We start from the raw sequence: 15,480 nt of genomic DNA, 5'->3' as shown, positions 1-15,480 counted from the left end.
CCTCCTCCTCGGCCGCGCGGTCGCGTCGGTCGACGGACCGCACACACCGTCCATGCTGGCGAGGGCCGGGGTGAGCCGGCCTCACCCGGGGCGGGTGAAGCCTCAGCCGGCGTCCAGCAGACCCGCGAGGGTGGTCGCGTTGCGCTGGGCGTAGTCCCGATAGCAGTTGTTCATGAGCACGTGCGTGCGTTCCGCCTCGCCGGCCAGCTCGCGCAGCTTCGGCGCCCAGTCGCGCAGCTCCCGGTCGGAGTAGTCGTAGCCGAACTTCTCGTGGATGTCCTTGCTGGTCCACTTGTCGCTGTGCCCGTGGAAGCGGACCACCGCGAGTTCCGCGGTGGCCGCCAGCACCGGGGGCACCGACGACCGGTGCCCCTGCGGCATGTCCACGCAGACGAAGGGCAGCCGGTGCGTGCGCAGGAAACCGAGGGTCTCCTCGGCATTGTCCCCGTCGAACCAGGAGGCGTGCCGGAACTCGACGACCGGCCGCAGCGGGGCGCAGCGCTTCGCCACCTCGAGCAGGTACTGCTTGTTGTCCCGCTTGATGGTGAACCAGGGCGGGAACTGGAACAGGATCGCGCCGAGCTTGCCCGCCTCGACCAGCGGGTCGAGGGCGGACAGGAACCGGGTCCAGACCTCCTCGTACGCCTGCGCCGGCAGGTCGTCCGGGTAGAGGTTCTTCTTCTCCGTCTCCGGGCGCAGGTCCTTGTAGAGCGCGCTCACCCGGGTCGGGTGCCCGGTGAGCAGGCTGAACGCCTTGACGTTGAAGGTGAAGCCGGGCGGGGTGCGCTCCGCCCACAGCCGTGCGGTGCGTTCCGCCGGCGGCGAGTAGTAGGTGGCGTCCACCTCGACCAGCGGGAACTGCCGGGCGTAGTACGCCAGTCGCTTCTCCGGGGTGTCCGCGGTCTGCGGATACCACCCGGAGTCGAGCAGGGTCCGGTCGGTCCACGAGGCGGTGCCCACCTTTATCTCACCCATCTGGCGAGTCCACCTGGTCTGGGACCGACCGGCAACCGGGGCGGCCGGTCAGGCCGCCCGCCGCTCCCGGGTCTGCTTGCAGGACACGCAGGCGGTGGCCGACGGGAAGATCTCCAGCCGCTCCACCGGGATCGGCGCGGAGCAGCCCTCGCAGAACCCGTAGGTGCCTTCCTCCAGGCGGGTGAGCGCGTGCTCGAACTGGGCGCGCCGGTCCAGGATGGTACGCAGCAGCGACTGCGCGGTGTCCCGCTCGGCGGTCTTGGTGCCGCTGTCGGCCTGGTCGTCGCCGGCGGTGTCGCCGATCTCGACCAGCCGCAGCACCTGGCTCTGCTGGACGGCCTGGTCGTACTCCGCGGTCAGCTCGTCGTACCGCGACTGCAGGGACTGCCGGATCCGGTCGACCTCCGCCGGGGAGCGACCCGTGGTCACCGTGTCGTGTACGAGCATCGCTGCCTGCCTTTCCTGGGGCCTCATGCCGGTCCGGGGCGCACGCGCCCCGGACGTCTCCGATGGGAAGCCCGGGCGAGATCACCCGTGCTCTGTGAGCCGGGCGATTACCCACCCGGTCGGCGGATCAAACCGGCGCGGTACGCGTTCTTTCCGGCCGTTCGTGCCTGCCTGCGCCGGGCGGTCCGTGCCGGTCCGTCCGGTCGACCGAGCGGCTGTCCGGATCGGCGCTCTCCGGGGCGTCAGCCGGCTTCGACCAGGGCCGGGCGGCGCGGGTCGTCGGCCCGGACCACCACGTCGGCGAAGGAGGCCGGGTCCACCTCGTCGGCGTAGCGGGCGAAGGCCGGCAGCGTCCAGCGCAGCTCCGGGTCAGTGCGCCGGTCCAGGGCCGGCGGGGAGAGCACGAGGTGCACGGTGACGTCGAACGGCAGCCCGCCGCCGAGCAGCAGGGCACCACTGACCAGCACCACCCCGCCGGCCGGCAGCTCGACGTACCCGGCCCGGCTGGCCCGGTCGGCGGCGACGTCCCAGAGTGAGGGCAGCAGCCGGCCCGAACCGTCCGGGCCGGCCGGGTCGAGCACCTCGCGGCGCAGCCCGGCCTCGTCGAGCCAGCCCTCGTAGTACGCGTCCGGATTGGTCCGGCCGTGTTCGAGGCGGACCGAGGCGGGGCGGAGGAAATCGGCGGCGCGGACGTGCAGCGCCGGGCGGCCGGCGGCACGCAACGGGTCGATCAGGGCGGCGGCCAGCACCTCGGGCGCGGCGGCCGGCGGCCCGTCGACGGCCACCCGGAGCCGTCCGGGCACCTCGGTGCCGGCCAGCCGGTCGGCCAGCTCGGTGACGAGTCGCTCGGGGCTGATCGGACGGACGCGCATCCGTCCATCCTGCCTGCCGGCTCGGCCGGGCCGACGGGCTGGGCGCGAGCGGGCCGGCGGGTCAGCCGCTGCGGTCGACGGTGACCCGGGCGTCGTCGGCAAGCCGGTAACCGACGCCGTAGACGGTGGTGACCAGCGGCACGTCCACCCCGACCTTGCCGCGCAGCCGGCGTACGTGCACGTCGACGGTGCGGACGCCGGCGTGCTCGTAGCCCCAGACCGCGTTGAGCAGTTGCAGCCGGGTGAACACCCGGCGGGGGTGGGCGACGAGGTGCAGCAGCAGGTCGAACTCGAGCCGGGTGAGCGGCAGCGGCTCGCCGTCGCGCAGCACCGACCGGGAGGCGGCCAGGATGTGCAGCGACGGGATGGTGGGCGCCAAGGGACGGCCCGGGGACCGCCCGGCCGGCACCGGATCCGGTCGACGCTCCACCGGGGCAGGGCCGCTGGAGACCACGGCGTCGCCGCGTTCGAGCAGCTCGCGGGCGGCGTCCAGGAGCCGGCGGGCGGCCGGGGTCAGCGACTCCTCGCAGGCGAGCGGGATGTTGAGCGTCACCGTGAGCACGGGTCCGCCGGTGTTGGCCGGTCGGCGCTGGCCGCCGGGGGGCCGGCCGGGGACCGCGGGCTGGGACGTATGCCATCCGGCGCGCGACGAGGCGGGGCTGACCGACATGGTCCTCCTTGGCTGATCCGGGATTGTCCCCACGGCCCGGGACGCCGCTTCATCGATGCTTCCCGGCGCCTGTGCGAGGGTCAAGGGGCGGCTGCGTTGCATGAATGTGACAATTGACGAACACATCGGAGCCGGATGCTCGCTCTGCGTACGAGGCCAGATGATTACAGCAGAGCGGCGAGTTGACCCGTTACGGGGGGTCCTGCCTATTCACCACGGGCGGTACGGCGCCCGGACGCCGCCATGACGAGGCGCGGCGCACCCGGGGACCGGGTACGCCGCGCCGGGCCGCGACCGGTTTCAGCGACCGTGGTCGACCACGATCCGGGCCTCGTCGGCGAGCCGGTAGCCCACCCCGTACACGGTGGTCACCAGCGGGGTGCGGAGGCCCAGCTTGGCGCGCAGCCGGCGCACGTGGACGTCCACGGTGCGGGCCACCGCGTGTTCGTAGCCCCAGACGCTGGCCAGCAGTTGCCGCCGGGTGAACACCCGGCGGGGGTGCTCGGCGAGGAAGAGGAGCAGGTCGTACTCGATCCGGGTGAGCGGGACCTCCCAGCCGTCCTGGCGGACCACCCGGGTGCCGGCGAGGATCCGTACCGTGCCGGGGTCGTCCGGCGCCTCCGGCGTGGGCGGCGCGGTGCCGGGTCGCGGGTCGCGCACCGGGCGGACGGCGGGGTCCGCGGCGCGGAACACGCCCTCACCGCTGGCGGCGAGCTCGTCGAGCAGGTCGACCAGCCGGGCCAGGCCGGGCGTGAGCGGGCCGGCGACGCCGAGGTCGACGGTGATGGTCAGGGTGGACGCGGTGCGCGGTCGGCCCGGCCCGGCCCGGTCGGGGCGGCCGGGTCGGCGCGGGGCGATGGCGACGACGGACATGGTGCCTCCTGAGCTGGCGGTCGCTGCGACGGCTTCGGCTCGGCGCGTCTTGCGCCGCGCCACGACCTGAAGCCGTCGCCCGCCACGCCGGACGGGCGTGGCGGTCAGCGGTACGCCCGGCCGGCGGTGACCGGGGGCGCGGCGGACGAGGGTCGGAGCGGCGGAGTGGGGCCGAGGGTGGGCAGCCCGGCGATGCGCCAGGCGGCGAACCCGCCGACCACGTCGGTGGCCCGGCGCAGGCCGATGTCCTGGAGGGCGGTGGCGGCCAGCGAGGAGGTGTAGCCCTCCTGGCAGAGGATCACCACCGGCAGGTCGTAGCCGACGGCCTCGGGCAGCCGGGCCGGGCAGCGCGGGTCGAACCGCCACTCCAGGACGTTGCGTTCCACGGCGAGGGCGCCGGGTACGGTGCCGTGGGCGGCGCGCTGGCCGGCGGGGCGGATGTCGACCAGCAGCGCGCCGCCCCGGTGGGCGAGGTGGGCCTGCTCCGGGTCGAGCCGGCGCAGCCGGGCGCGGGCGGCGGCGAGGATCTCGTCGATGCCGCGCGAGCCGGGTGGCGGGCCTGGACAGCGCGGGGCGGGGGTCGGGGTCGGCATCGGTGCGTCCTTTCGGGCGGCGGCGGTCGGGGGCGGGACGTGCGGGCGGTGCGGTGGCCGGGTCACCAGGCCACCCCGGCCTCGGCGACCTCGGCGGCCCGGAGCCGGCCGGCGACCAGGTGGTAGCGGGTCATCCGGCGCAGCGCGGGCCGGTAGACGTGCACGCTGACCGCCGGCAGCCGGTCGCGGTTGGTGACCACGTGCACGTGGCGCGGGCCGAAGCGCCGCCCGACGCCGGGGGCGAGCCGGTGCGGGCGAAGCCGGCCGCCGCTGACCGTCTCCTCGGTGAGGGTGCCGGCGACGACCAGGAAGGCCCCGGCGGAGCCGCCGTGGTCGTGCAGGTCGGTGCCCTGCCCGGGCAGCCAGCTCAACGCCCACACCTCGTGCGCGTCGCCGGCGGCGAGCCGGGCGTACCACCGCTCGGCGCGGTCGAAGCGCAGCGGGACCGGCCAACCGGTCGGGTCGGCCCAGCGGGCGGCGACGGCGAGCAGGTCGGACGGGTCGGTGCGGCTCATCGGCGGTACGTCCTCACGGGTACGGGCGGCGGGTGCCCCGTCACTCTAGCCGGTAAGTCCTATAGGTTTAGTAGGTTATACCGCATGCCGGGACGGCGACCACCGCGCGGTCAGCGCAGCACGGGCGGGCCCACCCGGTAGCCCGGCACCGAGGGCCAGCGCACGGTGAGCACCACCGACTCCCGCTCCGCGTACCAGGAGTGGTCCACCCCCCGCCCCCAGACCACGTAGTCACCGGGAGCGCGCAGCAGCACCGTGCGGTCCGGCAGCTCGATCCGGAACGCGCCGCTGACGAGGACCAGCAGGGCGGTACGCCGCTCGGCGGTGGCCCAGCGGGACCGGGTCTCCCCCGCCGGGTGCACCCCCCACTTCACCTCGACCTCCGTGCTGTGCCGGACGTCGCCCGGTGGCTTGAAGTGACCGAGCAGCCAGCCGGCATCGGTCGCGCCGTCCACCGCCGCGTTGCCGACGTACACCCGATCGTCCATCGTCCCCTCCCCTGCCGGCTGGGCAAGCTACCAGGCCGGACCGGCGGGCGTCCCACTAACCTGGACGGATGCCCGACGAACTCGACGCCGAGACGCTCGCCTTCGCACACCGGATGTTCGACCTGGCGCGCGACGGGGCGACCGGGGAGCTGGTCGAGCAGGTGGACGCCGGCCTACCGGTGAACCTGACCAACGCCAAGGGCGACACCCTGCTGATCCTGGCCGCGTACCACGCCCACCCGGAGACGGTGGCCGCGCTGCTCACCCGGGGCGCGGACCACACCCGCACCAACGACCGGGGGCAGACGGCGCTCGGCGCGGCGGTGTTCCGGCGGAATCCGGAGACGGTCCGCGCGCTGGTCGACGCCGGCGCCGACCCCGACCGGGGCGACCCGTCGGCGGTGGCGGTGGCCCGCTTCTTCGACCTGCCCGAGATGCTCACCCTGCTCGGTCGCGGCTGACCGCACGTCGGGCCGGCGCGGGCGGTATACAAGGGCGGTGGAGGATCCCGTACCCGAGCAGATGCGCACGGCGGCCGGCGCGTTGCTGGCGGCGCTCGACGAGCCGGCCCGGCAGCGTGCCCGGCACGACTTCACCGACGACGCGGCCCGCCGCTGGCTGGAGTACCGGCCGCGCCCCCGGCCCGGGGTGGCCCTGGCCGGCCTGGACGTCACCGGCCGCAAGGCGGCGCACCGGCTGCTCGCCACCGCGCTCAGTCCGGCCGCGTACGCGCAGGCCATGGCGGTGACGGCGCTGGAGGAGGTGCTCGACCGGGCCGAAGGCTGGCGGCGCGGCCGACACAGCGGTGACTACTGGGTGGCGATCTTCGGGGACCCGGCCCGGGACGACCGGTGGGGGTGGCGGTTCGAGGGCCACCACCTGTCGGTGACCATGACCGTGGTCGACGACCAGGTCTCCCCCGCGCCGCTCTTCCTGGGCGCGAACCCGGCCACCGTCCGACACGCCGGCCGACCGGTGTCCCGCCCGCTCGGGCCGGAGGAGGACCTGGCCCGCGAACTGCTCGACGCGCTCGGGCCGGCCGGCCGGGCCGCCGCCATCGTCGCGGCGGACGCGCCGGCCGACATCATCAGCGCTACCCGGCCCACCGCGCCGGGCCGGCTCGAACCGCTCGGGGTGCCCCGGGGCCGGCTCGGCGCCACCGGCCGGGCGCTGCTGGACCAGCTCGTCGCGCTCTACCTGGACCGGCTCCCGCCCGAGCTGGCCGCCCGCGAGGCCGGCCGGCTCGCCGGCGCCGCGCTGCACTTCGCCTGGGCCGGCCCGACCCAGCCCGGCCAGCGCCACTACTACCGGGTCCAGGGCGAGGACCTGCTGATCGAGTACGACAACACCACCGACGACGGCAACCACGCGCACACCGTGCTCCGCCGCCCGGCCAGCGACTTCGGCGCCGACGTCCTCGCCGCCCACCACGCCACCGCCCACTGAGCCGGCAGCGCGTCGGCGCCGGCCGGGTCAGGCGCGGGGGCGGATGATCTCCACGGTGGAGCCGGGGATGTCCGGCAGCGCCTCGAAGCCGCTCGGCTCGGCGGTCCGGCGCCGGTCGAACTGGCGCATCAGCCGGGCGCCCAGCCACACCCCGACCGAGCCGACCGCCAGGGCGAGCACCTCGGTGGCCAGCTCGACGCCGGTCGCGCCCCGCTGCGGCGCTCGCGCCCGGATCAGGCAGGTCAGCAGGAACAGCGCCGCCATCGCGGCGTTGACCAGGTTGAACGTGACGGCGGTGCGGCGGGTGCGGTCGGCGCGCACGTCCCAGAGGTCGACCATCCCGGCGACCGTGGTGAGCGCGGCGGCGACCAGGGCCGCCACGGCCGTCCAGTAACCCACCTCGCCGAGGAAGGCCGGGCCGCCGGCGACGTCGGCCAGGTCGAACACCGCCGCGCTGACGAAGAGCCCGAACGGGAACGTCACCAGCATCGGTTGGATGGGGTGCCCCTGCACCCGCAGTCGGCTCTCCATCGGTTCCTCCCCAGGTCCGCGCAGCTCACCAGTCCAGGGTGCTACCCGGGGCCCACCAGGGCGAAACGAGTGTCGCTCAGTTGTCCCGGGGTCGGGAGACCGTGAGCACCAGCCGCTCGGCCACCTCGCGCAGCGGGATGTCCAACGAGGAGGCGGCGCTGCGGAGCACGTCCAGCGCCTCCGGCGCGGCACAGCCGCGCTGGGTCATGATCACACCGACGGCCTGGCCGACGACGCCCTCCTCCAGCAGCGCCGAGTCGAGCTGGCCGGCCAGCGCCGCCTGCCGCTCCCGGTCGCGGACCGCGGCCAGCAGCAGGCCGGCATGCTCGGCGAGCAGCATCGCGGTGAGCTGGTGCCGGGTGGTGAGCGCCGCACCGGACGCGGTGTACAGGTTGATCGCGCCGACCACCTGGTCGTCGACGTCGAGCGGCGCGGAGATCACCCCGTGCACGCCCAGCCCGCGCGCCCGGTCGGTCCAGCCGGGCCAGCGCGTCTCCCGGTCGAGGTCCTGCGCGATGATCATTTCGCGGCGCCGGATGGCGGTCAGCGCCGGCGTGTCCGGCCCGTGCCGGAGGTCGTCCAGCTCGGCCCGCGCCGGGTCGGAGGCGGCCACCCCGGCCGGCTCGCCGGCGCGCAGCGCGGTGAAGCCGCAGCAGTCCACCCCGGATACGGCGTCCCGGGCGATCCGCACCAGCTGGTGCAGCGCCTCGTCGAAGTCGCGCACGGCGATCAGGCCGGCGGTCAGCTCGCGCAGCAGTCCGGCGGTTTCCAGCACGCCGAGCGTATCGATCATGGAGCCCCGCGTGTCGAGGTTCACCGGGCCACGATCCCGACCGACCGCGGGTGCCACCACGCGGTGGCACGGTCCGGCGCCATTGCCTGTCGCATTACGCTCTGCACTCCCTGACTCGAGGACCCGGCCTACTACCCTCGCAAACTCCTCCCGAAACCGCGCAAAGGGGTCCCATCCGGCGCGGTTTCCGGCCGGACGGGACCCCGTGGCGACGGGTCAGCGCGAGCCGGAGATCAACCGGCGCCCCACCGAGGCGATCAGCCGGTCCAACTCCGAGCCGAACGGGTTGTCGTGCACCAGGTAGGTCCAGGTGGCGGTCGGCCGGACCAGCTTCGCGGCGTCCGGCTCCCAGCCCTCTTCGAACTCGGTCTCCTCGAAGGTGGCGATCGTGCGCGCCTCGATCTCGGGGACCAGCGCGTTGAACGCCGGGACCGCGCTGCGGTGGAACTCGTCCAGCGGGTCGAGCCGGCCCAGCGCGCGCAGGTGCACGCCCTCGCGCACCTCCGACAGCTCGGCCAGGTGCTCGGCCCAGAGCCGGTCCAGGTGGTAGAGCGCGATCGACCGGGCCACCTCGGCCAGCAGGTCCTCGTCCATCTCGCCGGCCTTCTCCGGCACCCGCTCCAGCAGCATCAGCGCGGCGATGTCGCTGGTCAGCAACCGCTCCCGGCGCTCGGCGAGCGCCTTGCGCTGCTGCTCGATCACCTGGCTGTAGCGCCAGGTGTTGCGGTGGATCTCGTGGTTGACGCCCTCGGCGACCCGCTGGGCGTGCTCCACGGCGTAGTCGACCTGCGGGTCGGTGACCAGGCCGTCGGCGTTCATCCGCGGCGACGCCGGGACGGTGTCACCGGCGTGCCGCACGACCAGGTCGTCCTCCAGGCTGACGAAGAAGGCCGACCCGCCCGGGTCGCCCTGCCGGCCGGCCCGGCCGCGCAGCTGGTCGTCGACCCGGCGGCTGTCGTGCCGGCCGCTGCCGATCACGTAGAGGCCGCCCAGCTCCGCCACCCGCTCCCGGTCGGCCTGGTCGCTGCCGCCCAGCCGGATGTCGACGCCCCGGCCGGCCATCTGGGTGGAGACCGTCACCGCGCCGTACGCGCCGGCCTCGGCGATGATCGCCGCCTCCTCGTCGTCGTTCTTGGCGTTGAGCACCACGCACGACACCCCGGCGGCGTTGAGCGCGGCGGCCAGCCCCTCCGACTCCTTGACGTCCAGGGTGCCGACCAGCACCGGCCGCCCCGCCTCGTGGCAGCGGCTGATCTCGTCGACCAGCGCCTCTTCCTTCTCCGCCCGGGTGGCGTAGATCCGGTCCGGCTCGTCCTCCCGCACGCACGGGGTGTTCGGCGGGATCACCGCCACCTCGAGGCCGAAGTACTCGCGCAACTGGTCGCCGACCAGGACCGCGGTGGCGGTCATGCCGCACACCGTCGGGTAGAGCGCGATGAACGCCTGCACGGTGATGGTGCCCAGCACCTCACCCTCGGCGGTGGCGTCCAGGCCCTCCTTCGCCTCGACCGCGGCCTGCAGACCGTCCGGCCAGCGGCGGCGCTGGGCCACCCGGCCGCGCATCTCGTCGATCAGCTCGACCGAGCCGTCCCGGACGATGTAGTCCACGTCCCGGTGCAGCAGGGCGTGCGCGTGCAGCGCCACGTTCACCGCGGAGAGCTGCCCGACATGCTCCTCGTCGTACAGGTCGATGCCGCCGAGCTTGGCCTCGACGGTGGCCAGGCCGGCGGAGGTGAAGGCGACGCTGCGGCCGTCCTCGGCGATCGTGTAGTGCTTGCCCTTGCGCAGCCCGCGGACCAGCGCGGCGGCCGCGTGCACCGGGTCCTGCTCGCCGGGGACCGCGCCGGCGAGCACCATCGGCACCCGCGCCTCGTCGATGAGGATCGAGTCGGCCTCGTCCACGATGGCGGTCTTCAGCGCCGGCTGGACCCGGTCGGCCAGGTCGGTGACGAGCTGGTCGCGGAGGAAGTCGAAGCCGGCCTCGCTGACCGCCACGTAGGTGACGTCGCAGCCGTACGCGGCACGCCGCTCGGCCGGGGTGGAGGCCTCGTTGACCCAGCCGACGGTGAGCCCGAGCAGGGTGTAGACCGGCGCCATCCACTCGGCGTCGCGGCGGGCCAGGTAGTCGTTGACGGTGAGCACGTGCACCGGGCCGTTCCCCAGCCGGACGTGCCCGTACGCGGCGATGGTGGCGGTCAGCGTCTTGCCCTCACCGGTGGCCATCTCGGCGACCTTGGCGGAGAGCAGCGCCATGGCGCCGAGCAGCTGGACGTCGTACGGCCGCTGGTCGAGGCCGCGGCGGGCCGCCTCGCGGCCGATCGCGCAGATCTCCTCGTACCCCTCGGCCCGCCCGGCCGCCTCGGTCAGCTCGGCGTCGGAGAGCTTTTCCAGCTCCGCCTCGCGGGCCTCGATGGCCGGCAGCAGCTTCTCCAGCGGGGCCAGGTCGACCGTCGTTCCCGGGCGCTGGAGGAACCGCCGGAACCTGGTCTTCAACCGTTGCGACACACCCATGAGCGGCAACGGTACGCGAACCGGAGCCGATTGTGACCCCCGCCCGGCGCGGGCGCCGAGCGGTGTCCGGATTCGTGGCCGTTTGCGCAGCTCAGCGCGGTTTGATGATCAGCCGGTGAAGACCACCTGAAGGTCGGCACGGCGCCGCTCGGCCAGGTCGGTGAGGAGCGCCGGCGCCTCCTCCAGCGGCACCACGGCCGAGACGAGGTGCGCGCGGATCAGGTCGCCGTCGTGGCGCAGCAGCTCGATGGTCGCCGCGGAGAGCCGCTCCCGGTCCCAGGCGGGGGCGAGCCCGCGCGGCACCCGGCCGATCTGGGCGCAGCGCACCGCCAGGCCGTTGTGGTGGAACTCCTCACCCAGCCGGACGGCGTCCGCGCCGGACTGGTAGAAGGCCAGGTCGATCACGGTGCCCTGCGGGCGGAGCAGGCGCAGCGCCAGCTGGAGCGCCCAGGCCTGACCGCGGCACTGGAAGACCAGGTCGGCGCCGCGGTCGCCGGCGGCGTGCGGCCACCGGGTCTTGAGCATCACGGCCGGGTCGTCCGCCGCCGGGTCGAGGGTCTCCAGACCGAGCGCCTCGGCCACCCGCCGCCGGGCCGGGGTGGGATCGAGCACCACCACCGAGGCGGCACCGTGACGCCGGGCGAAGAGCGCGGTGAGCAGGGCGACCACGCCGGCGCCCACCACCGCCACCCGCCGGCCCCGGACACCGTCGCCGAGCGAGCGGACCCCGCTGCCGTACAGGTCGGCGGCGGCGTGCAGCAGCCCGTTGGCGCAGATCGGGCCCAGGTGCGCGACGTAGACGCCGAGCAGGGGGTCGAGGTCGGCGGGCAGCGGTACGAAGCGCTCGGCGAGCGGGTCCGCCAGGTACCCGCTGCGGTGGCCGTAGGTCATCGCGCCGACCATGCCCACGGCGACGGCCGGCGTGCGGCTCTCCACCACCCGGCCGACCTGCATGTAGCCGAGCCGGGTCACCGGGTACGGGGTGCTCGCCGTCCCCGGTTGGAAGAGGCCGAGCTCGGCGTTCCAGGTGAGGTGGAGGTAGGGGTTGCTGCCCTTGACGTAGCTCAGCTCGGTGCCGGCCGAGACCCCGCTGTAGAGCGTCGCCACCCGGAAGGTGCCGTCGCGCGGCTCGGCCGCGTCCTGCTCGACCAGCTCGACCCGGCCCGGGCCGGTGACCACCAGCACCCGGTCACGCATCGAGCGCCACCCCCGCCGGCTCGGTCGGCGCCGCGTCGGCGACGGCCGCGGTGAGCCGGGCGGCCGGCCCGGTGGGCAGCGCCACGGGACGCCCGGCCCGGGCCGACTCGGCCACCGCGAGGGCGAGCCGATGGGTGCGCAGCGCCTCGGCGTACGGGACCCGGACGTCGTCGCCGACGCCGCGGACCGCGTCGACGAAGGCCCGGTCGACGGCGACCCGGGCCCCGTCCGGGTCGGCGGGCAGGTGCCGCTCACCCGCGCCGTCGCAGACGGTCAGGCCGTCCTCCGCCAGCGACAGGGCCAGCCCGTCGGCGAGGATCTCCAGGCCGGCCCGGTGCTTCCAGCCGAGCACGCAGGCCGCCGCCAGGGTGCCGACGGCGCCCGAGGCGAAGCGCAGCGTCGCCGCGGTGACCGAGTCGATGTCCGCGTCCGCCACCGGCGGTGGGGTGCCGTCGCCGTACGCGGTCACCTCGGTCACCTCGCCGACCAGCAGCCGGACCAGGTCCAGCACGTGCGCGGCCTGCTCCACGACCGGCCCGCCGGAGGAGTCCCGCCGGGCCCACCACGCCACCGGGGGCACCTTGTCCAGCCAGGCCCCGTTGACCATCCGCACCGGCCGGCCGGCCAGCAGCTGCCGGGCCTGGTCGACCACGTGCAGGTAACGCCAGTGGTGGCCGACCCCGGTGAGCAGCCCCCGGCGCTCGACCAGGCCGGCGATCCGCTCGGCGGTCTCCAGGTCCACGGCGACCGGTTTCTCCACGAACATCGGCACGCCGGCCGCGATCACCGCCTCCTCCACCGGGCCGTGGGCGAACGGCGGCACGCACACGTAGACCGCGTCGACGCCGGCCGCCAGCAACCCGTCCACGTCGGCGAAGGCGCGCCCGCCGTACGCCTCGGCGAGGGCCGCCGCGGCGTCCCGGGCGACGTCGGTCACCCCGACCAACGCCACGTCCTCGAAGCCGGTGAGCACCCGGGCGTGGCGTTGCGCCACCCCACCGGCCCCTACCAGTCCCACCCGGCATGCGCGCATTCCTGGCCCTCCCGCCGCTGCTGACACACTGCCGACAGCACTCCCCTGGTGGGAGCGCCGCCAAACGCGGACGCGGCCGTAATGCAACGTTCACCGGCAGGGAACCGACCAGCGCGCCGGTCGTGATCACGCTGTTCGGCAGGATCCGGTTAGCGGGGCCGGGCACTGGGCAAACCAGGAGCCGCGTTTCCGCCACGAAACCTGGGAGTGTGCCCGTGCGGGACAGAGAAACGATCGTCTCACCGGTGGTGGAGGCCTGGGCCACGTACCGCACCACGTCGGCGGAGGACTGGCCCGCGCGGCGGCTGCTGCGGGCCAAGGGCGACAGCCGGGTCAGCGTGGTGCTGCCGGCGCGCAACGAGGAGGCGACCGTCGGCGCGATCGTGTCGACGGTCCGCGAGCACCTGATGGACCGCGTCCCGCTGGTGGACGAGCTGATCGTGGTGGACTCCCGGTCCACCGACCGGACCGCGCAGGTGGCCCGGGCGGCGGGTGCCGAGGTCGTCGGCCAGGACGCGATGACCCGCGGGCTGCCCCGGCTCACCGGCAAGGGCGACGCGCTCTGGGCCGGACTCGCGGCCGCCCGGGGTGACGTGGTGGCGTTCATCGACGCGGACCTGCGGGAGTTTCGGCCGCACTTCGTCACCGGGCTGCTGGGCCCGCTGCTGACCGACCCGTCGGTCGACTTCGTGAAGGGCTTCTACCACCGCCCGCTGATCGGCACGGCCGGCGTGGAGGCCGACGGCGGCGGGCGGGTGACGGAGTTGATGGCCCGACCGCTGCTCAACCTGTTCTGGCCGGAGCTGGCCGGCTTCGTGCAGCCCCTGGCCGGTGAGTACGCCGGCCGCCGCGAGGTGCTGGAACAGGTGCCGTTCGTCTCCGGGTACGGCGTCGAGACGGCCATGCTGATCGACCTGCTGGAGCTGGTCGGGCTGGACGCCCTGGCCCAGGTGGACCTGGGCGAGCGCAAGCACCGGCACCAGGACACCGCGGCGCTGGGCCGGATGTCGGCACAGATCCTGCTGACCGTCTGGGCCCGCCTGCAACGGCGCGGCTGGGCGGCTCCGGGCGCGATGCCCACCGCGCTGCTCACCCAGTTCCGGCGGGGCGGCTCGGAGGCGCTGCCCCACCTGGACCGCGAGATCGTGGTCAGCGACGTCTCGATCGAGGAACGGCCGCCGCTGGCGCACATGCGCCACCGGGTCCCCCAGCGGCGGGTCGCGGCGTGACCGCCGCCGAGCGAAGGAGCAGCGCCGGATGACTCTCACCGTGCTGATGAACGCCGGTCCCTGGTTGTCGGTCCCGCCCCCGGGCTACGGCGGCATCGAGAACGTCATCGCCACCCTCGTGCCGGAGCTGCGCAAGCTCGGCGTACGGGTGGTCCTCGCCTCGGTGGAGAGCAGCACGCTGCCGGTCGACGAGCGGCTCTCGGTCTTCCCGGACGGCCAGTTCCACGCCCTGCAACGCCCGTACAACCAGGTGTGCGGGATCTCCCAGGCCCACCTCAACGGGGTGGTCCGCGCGCTGCGCCGCCGCGACGACATCGACCTGGTGCACGACCACGTGGAGGCGGTCGGGCTGGCCACGCTGACCGCGATGGGGCCGGACGCGCCGCCGGCGCTGCACACCCTGCACTGGGACCTGGCCAAGCACCCCGAGCTGTACGGCAACCTGGACGGCGGCGAGCGGGTCCGGGTCAACGGCGTCTCCGCCGCGCAGCTCGCCCGGGCGCCCCGGGCGCTGCGCGAGCACTCGGTGGGCCATGTGCACCTGTCCACGCCGCTCGCGGTCGACGCGGACCGCCGGCCGGCCGTGGAGAAGGGCGACCACCTGGTCGTGCTGGGCCGGATCAACCCCGGCAAGGGGCAGGACCTGGGCGCCCGGCTGGCCCGGCAGGTCGGCTTCCCGCTGGTGCTGGCCGGGCCGGTGGGGCCGTACCACCGGCCGGAGGACCTGGCGGCGGCGGGCGACGAGGCCCGGCAGAACCCGGACGTGCGGTTCTTCTACGACGAGGTCGCGCCATGGGTGGACGGTGACCTGGTCCGCTGGGTCGGCACGGTGGCCGGCCGGGAGCGCGACGACCTGCTGGCCCGGGCCCGGGCCGCGCTGTTCCCGCTGCGCTGGGAGGAGCCGGGCGGCACGGCGGTGGTCGAGTCGCTGGCCCTGGGCACGCCGGTGGTGGCCACCGCCCGGGGCTGTCTGCCCGAGCTGATCACGCACGGCCGCACCGGGCTGCTCGCCGGCGACGAGGAGGAGCTGGGCGAGCTGGTGCTGGCCGCCGGTCTGCTCGATCCGGACGAGTGCCGCCGGGAGGCCGCGGCCCGGTTCACCCCGGAGCTGATGGCGCAGCGGTACGTGGCCCTGTACGAGCAGGTCCGGCAGCTCGCCACCCGCCCGCTGCTGCCCGCCTGAGCCTGGATCCACCGGTACTCGGCTTCGGCGTCGGGCGTGTCGAGTGAATGAGGGTGCTCCTGAGCAGGAGGATCACGGTTTCCACACCAATTGATTCGCCTGGTCGAAGGAGCACCCTCGTGGT

The 15,480-nt window shown here is 74.8% G+C and carries 17 protein-coding genes; 4 read left to right on the top strand and 13 right to left on the bottom strand.

Annotated elements, in window-relative coordinates; genetic code table 11:
• Window positions 1-102 precede the first annotated feature (102 nt).
• The 8 genes from AB0I11_RS21055 to AB0I11_RS21020 form a co-directional block, all read right to left on the bottom strand.
• Entirely contained in the window at window positions 103-975 is an 873-nt protein-coding gene (locus AB0I11_RS21055; RefSeq protein WP_357322819.1) for a DUF72 domain-containing protein, read from the bottom strand.
• A 48-nt stretch (window positions 976-1,023) separates the two neighbouring features.
• Window positions 1,024-1,422: a TraR/DksA C4-type zinc finger protein gene (locus tag AB0I11_RS21050; protein WP_357322816.1), complete on the bottom strand. Its 399-nt coding sequence runs from the start codon at window positions 1,420-1,422 to the stop codon at window positions 1,024-1,026.
• 242 nt (window positions 1,423-1,664) lie between these two features.
• The gene (locus AB0I11_RS21045; protein ID WP_357322813.1) at window positions 1,665-2,294 is read right to left on the bottom strand and encodes a uridine kinase; all 630 of its coding nucleotides are present in this window, start codon (window positions 2,292-2,294) and stop codon (window positions 1,665-1,667) included.
• 61 nt (window positions 2,295-2,355) lie between these two features.
• Window positions 2,356-2,964: a winged helix-turn-helix domain-containing protein gene (locus AB0I11_RS21040; protein WP_357322810.1), complete on the bottom strand. Its 609-nt coding sequence runs from the start codon at window positions 2,962-2,964 to the stop codon at window positions 2,356-2,358.
• Window positions 2,965-3,264: 300 nt separating this feature from the next.
• Window positions 3,265-3,837 carry a winged helix-turn-helix domain-containing protein gene (locus AB0I11_RS21035; RefSeq protein WP_357322807.1) on the bottom strand — a complete coding sequence of 191 codons (573 nt, stop codon included), beginning with the start codon at window positions 3,835-3,837 and terminating at the stop codon, window positions 3,265-3,267.
• A 104-nt stretch (window positions 3,838-3,941) separates the two neighbouring features.
• The gene (locus AB0I11_RS21030) at window positions 3,942-4,430 is read right to left on the bottom strand and encodes a rhodanese-like domain-containing protein (protein ID WP_357322804.1); all 489 of its coding nucleotides are present in this window, start codon (window positions 4,428-4,430) and stop codon (window positions 3,942-3,944) included.
• Between the two features lie 62 nt (window positions 4,431-4,492).
• Complete coding sequence (locus AB0I11_RS21025) at window positions 4,493-4,945, bottom strand: cysteine dioxygenase family protein (protein ID WP_357322801.1); 453 nt, start codon at window positions 4,943-4,945, stop codon at window positions 4,493-4,495.
• A gap of 110 nt (window positions 4,946-5,055) precedes the next feature.
• Complete coding sequence (locus AB0I11_RS21020) at window positions 5,056-5,433, bottom strand: signal peptidase I (RefSeq protein WP_357322798.1); 378 nt, start codon at window positions 5,431-5,433, stop codon at window positions 5,056-5,058.
• 68 nt (window positions 5,434-5,501) lie between these two features.
• On the opposite strand from AB0I11_RS21020, the gene AB0I11_RS21015 reads away from it, so the two are divergent.
• Together AB0I11_RS21015 and AB0I11_RS21010 are read left to right on the top strand one after the other, a co-directional pair.
• On the top strand, window positions 5,502-5,894 hold the full coding sequence (locus tag AB0I11_RS21015) for an ankyrin repeat domain-containing protein (RefSeq protein WP_357322795.1): 393 nt from the start codon (window positions 5,502-5,504) through the stop codon (window positions 5,892-5,894).
• A 37-nt stretch (window positions 5,895-5,931) separates the two neighbouring features.
• Complete coding sequence (locus AB0I11_RS21010; RefSeq protein WP_357322792.1) at window positions 5,932-6,879, top strand: DUF3500 domain-containing protein; 948 nt, start codon at window positions 5,932-5,934, stop codon at window positions 6,877-6,879.
• Between the two features lie 27 nt (window positions 6,880-6,906).
• On the opposite strand, the gene AB0I11_RS21005 is transcribed toward AB0I11_RS21010, so the two are convergent.
• The 5 genes from AB0I11_RS21005 to AB0I11_RS20985 all read right to left on the bottom strand — a co-directional run bounded on the left by AB0I11_RS21005 (window position 6,907) and on the right by AB0I11_RS20985 (window position 12,944).
• Entirely contained in the window at window positions 6,907-7,410 is a 504-nt protein-coding gene (locus AB0I11_RS21005; RefSeq protein ID WP_357322790.1) for a DUF2231 domain-containing protein, read from the bottom strand.
• A 76-nt stretch (window positions 7,411-7,486) separates the two neighbouring features.
• Window positions 7,487-8,227 carry a GAF and ANTAR domain-containing protein gene (locus AB0I11_RS21000; RefSeq protein ID WP_357322787.1) on the bottom strand — a complete coding sequence of 247 codons (741 nt, stop codon included), beginning with the start codon at window positions 8,225-8,227 and terminating at the stop codon, window positions 7,487-7,489.
• A 192-nt stretch (window positions 8,228-8,419) separates the two neighbouring features.
• Window positions 8,420-10,714, bottom strand: a complete 2,295-nt coding sequence (gene secA2 / locus AB0I11_RS20995) for an accessory Sec system translocase SecA2 (RefSeq protein WP_357322784.1) — start codon at window positions 10,712-10,714, stop codon at window positions 8,420-8,422.
• 108 nt (window positions 10,715-10,822) lie between these two features.
• Window positions 10,823-11,911: a zinc-binding alcohol dehydrogenase gene (locus AB0I11_RS20990; RefSeq protein ID WP_357322781.1), complete on the bottom strand. Its 1,089-nt coding sequence runs from the start codon at window positions 11,909-11,911 to the stop codon at window positions 10,823-10,825.
• Window positions 11,904-12,944: a Gfo/Idh/MocA family oxidoreductase gene (locus tag AB0I11_RS20985; RefSeq protein ID WP_357322779.1), complete on the bottom strand. Its 1,041-nt coding sequence runs from the start codon at window positions 12,942-12,944 to the stop codon at window positions 11,904-11,906. Before AB0I11_RS20985 ends, AB0I11_RS20990 begins: the two co-directional genes overlap by 8 nt.
• 248 nt (window positions 12,945-13,192) lie before the next feature.
• Here AB0I11_RS20985 and AB0I11_RS20980 point away from each other — a divergent pair, with 248 nt between their 5' ends.
• Together AB0I11_RS20980 and AB0I11_RS20975 are read left to right on the top strand one after the other, a co-directional pair.
• Window positions 13,193-14,173, top strand: a complete 981-nt coding sequence (locus tag AB0I11_RS20980; RefSeq protein ID WP_357323059.1) for a glucosyl-3-phosphoglycerate synthase — start codon at window positions 13,193-13,195, stop codon at window positions 14,171-14,173.
• Window positions 14,174-14,201: 28 nt separating this feature from the next.
• Window positions 14,202-15,356, top strand: coding sequence for a glycosyltransferase (locus tag AB0I11_RS20975; RefSeq protein WP_357322776.1), 1,155 nt, complete (start codon window positions 14,202-14,204; stop codon window positions 15,354-15,356).
• The last annotated feature ends 124 nt before the right edge of the window (window positions 15,357-15,480 follow it).

Source organism: Micromonospora sp. NPDC050495 (assembly GCF_040655175.1).
In the GTDB taxonomy this organism is placed as follows: Bacteria; Actinomycetota; Actinomycetes; order Mycobacteriales; family Micromonosporaceae; genus Micromonospora.
Note: the sequence above shows the minus strand (reverse complement) of the source record. Positions and strands in the feature narration are given on the sequence as shown.

What these genes read in the sequence shown, in the direction of transcription:
- secA2 (WP_357322784.1), bottom strand. Translation starts at nt 10,714, where the DNA reads ATGGGTGTGTCGCAACGGTTGAAGACCAGGTTCCGGCGGTTCCTCCAG.
- AB0I11_RS20975 (WP_357322776.1), top strand. Translation starts at nt 14,202, where the DNA reads ATGACTCTCACCGTGCTGATGAACGCCGGTCCCTGGTTGTCGGTCCCG.
- AB0I11_RS21020 (WP_357322798.1), bottom strand. Translation starts at nt 5,433, where the DNA reads ATGGACGATCGGGTGTACGTCGGCAACGCGGCGGTGGACGGCGCGACC.
- AB0I11_RS20985 (WP_357322779.1), bottom strand. Translation starts at nt 12,944, where the DNA reads ATGCGCGCATGCCGGGTGGGACTGGTAGGGGCCGGTGGGGTGGCGCAA.
- AB0I11_RS21005 (WP_357322790.1), bottom strand. Translation starts at nt 7,410, where the DNA reads ATGGAGAGCCGACTGCGGGTGCAGGGGCACCCCATCCAACCGATGCTG.
- AB0I11_RS21040 (WP_357322810.1), bottom strand. Translation starts at nt 2,964, where the DNA reads ATGTCGGTCAGCCCCGCCTCGTCGCGCGCCGGATGGCATACGTCCCAG.
- AB0I11_RS21030 (WP_357322804.1), bottom strand. Translation starts at nt 4,430, where the DNA reads ATGCCGACCCCGACCCCCGCCCCGCGCTGTCCAGGCCCGCCACCCGGC.
- AB0I11_RS21045 (WP_357322813.1), bottom strand. Translation starts at nt 2,294, where the DNA reads ATGCGCGTCCGTCCGATCAGCCCCGAGCGACTCGTCACCGAGCTGGCC.
- AB0I11_RS21055 (WP_357322819.1), bottom strand. Translation starts at nt 975, where the DNA reads ATGGGTGAGATAAAGGTGGGCACCGCCTCGTGGACCGACCGGACCCTG.
- AB0I11_RS21050 (WP_357322816.1), bottom strand. Translation starts at nt 1,422, where the DNA reads ATGCTCGTACACGACACGGTGACCACGGGTCGCTCCCCGGCGGAGGTC.
- AB0I11_RS20990 (WP_357322781.1), bottom strand. Translation starts at nt 11,911, where the DNA reads ATGCGTGACCGGGTGCTGGTGGTCACCGGCCCGGGCCGGGTCGAGCTG.
- AB0I11_RS21025 (WP_357322801.1), bottom strand. Translation starts at nt 4,945, where the DNA reads ATGAGCCGCACCGACCCGTCCGACCTGCTCGCCGTCGCCGCCCGCTGG.
- AB0I11_RS21035 (WP_357322807.1), bottom strand. Translation starts at nt 3,837, where the DNA reads ATGTCCGTCGTCGCCATCGCCCCGCGCCGACCCGGCCGCCCCGACCGG.
- AB0I11_RS21015 (WP_357322795.1), top strand. Translation starts at nt 5,502, where the DNA reads ATGCCCGACGAACTCGACGCCGAGACGCTCGCCTTCGCACACCGGATG.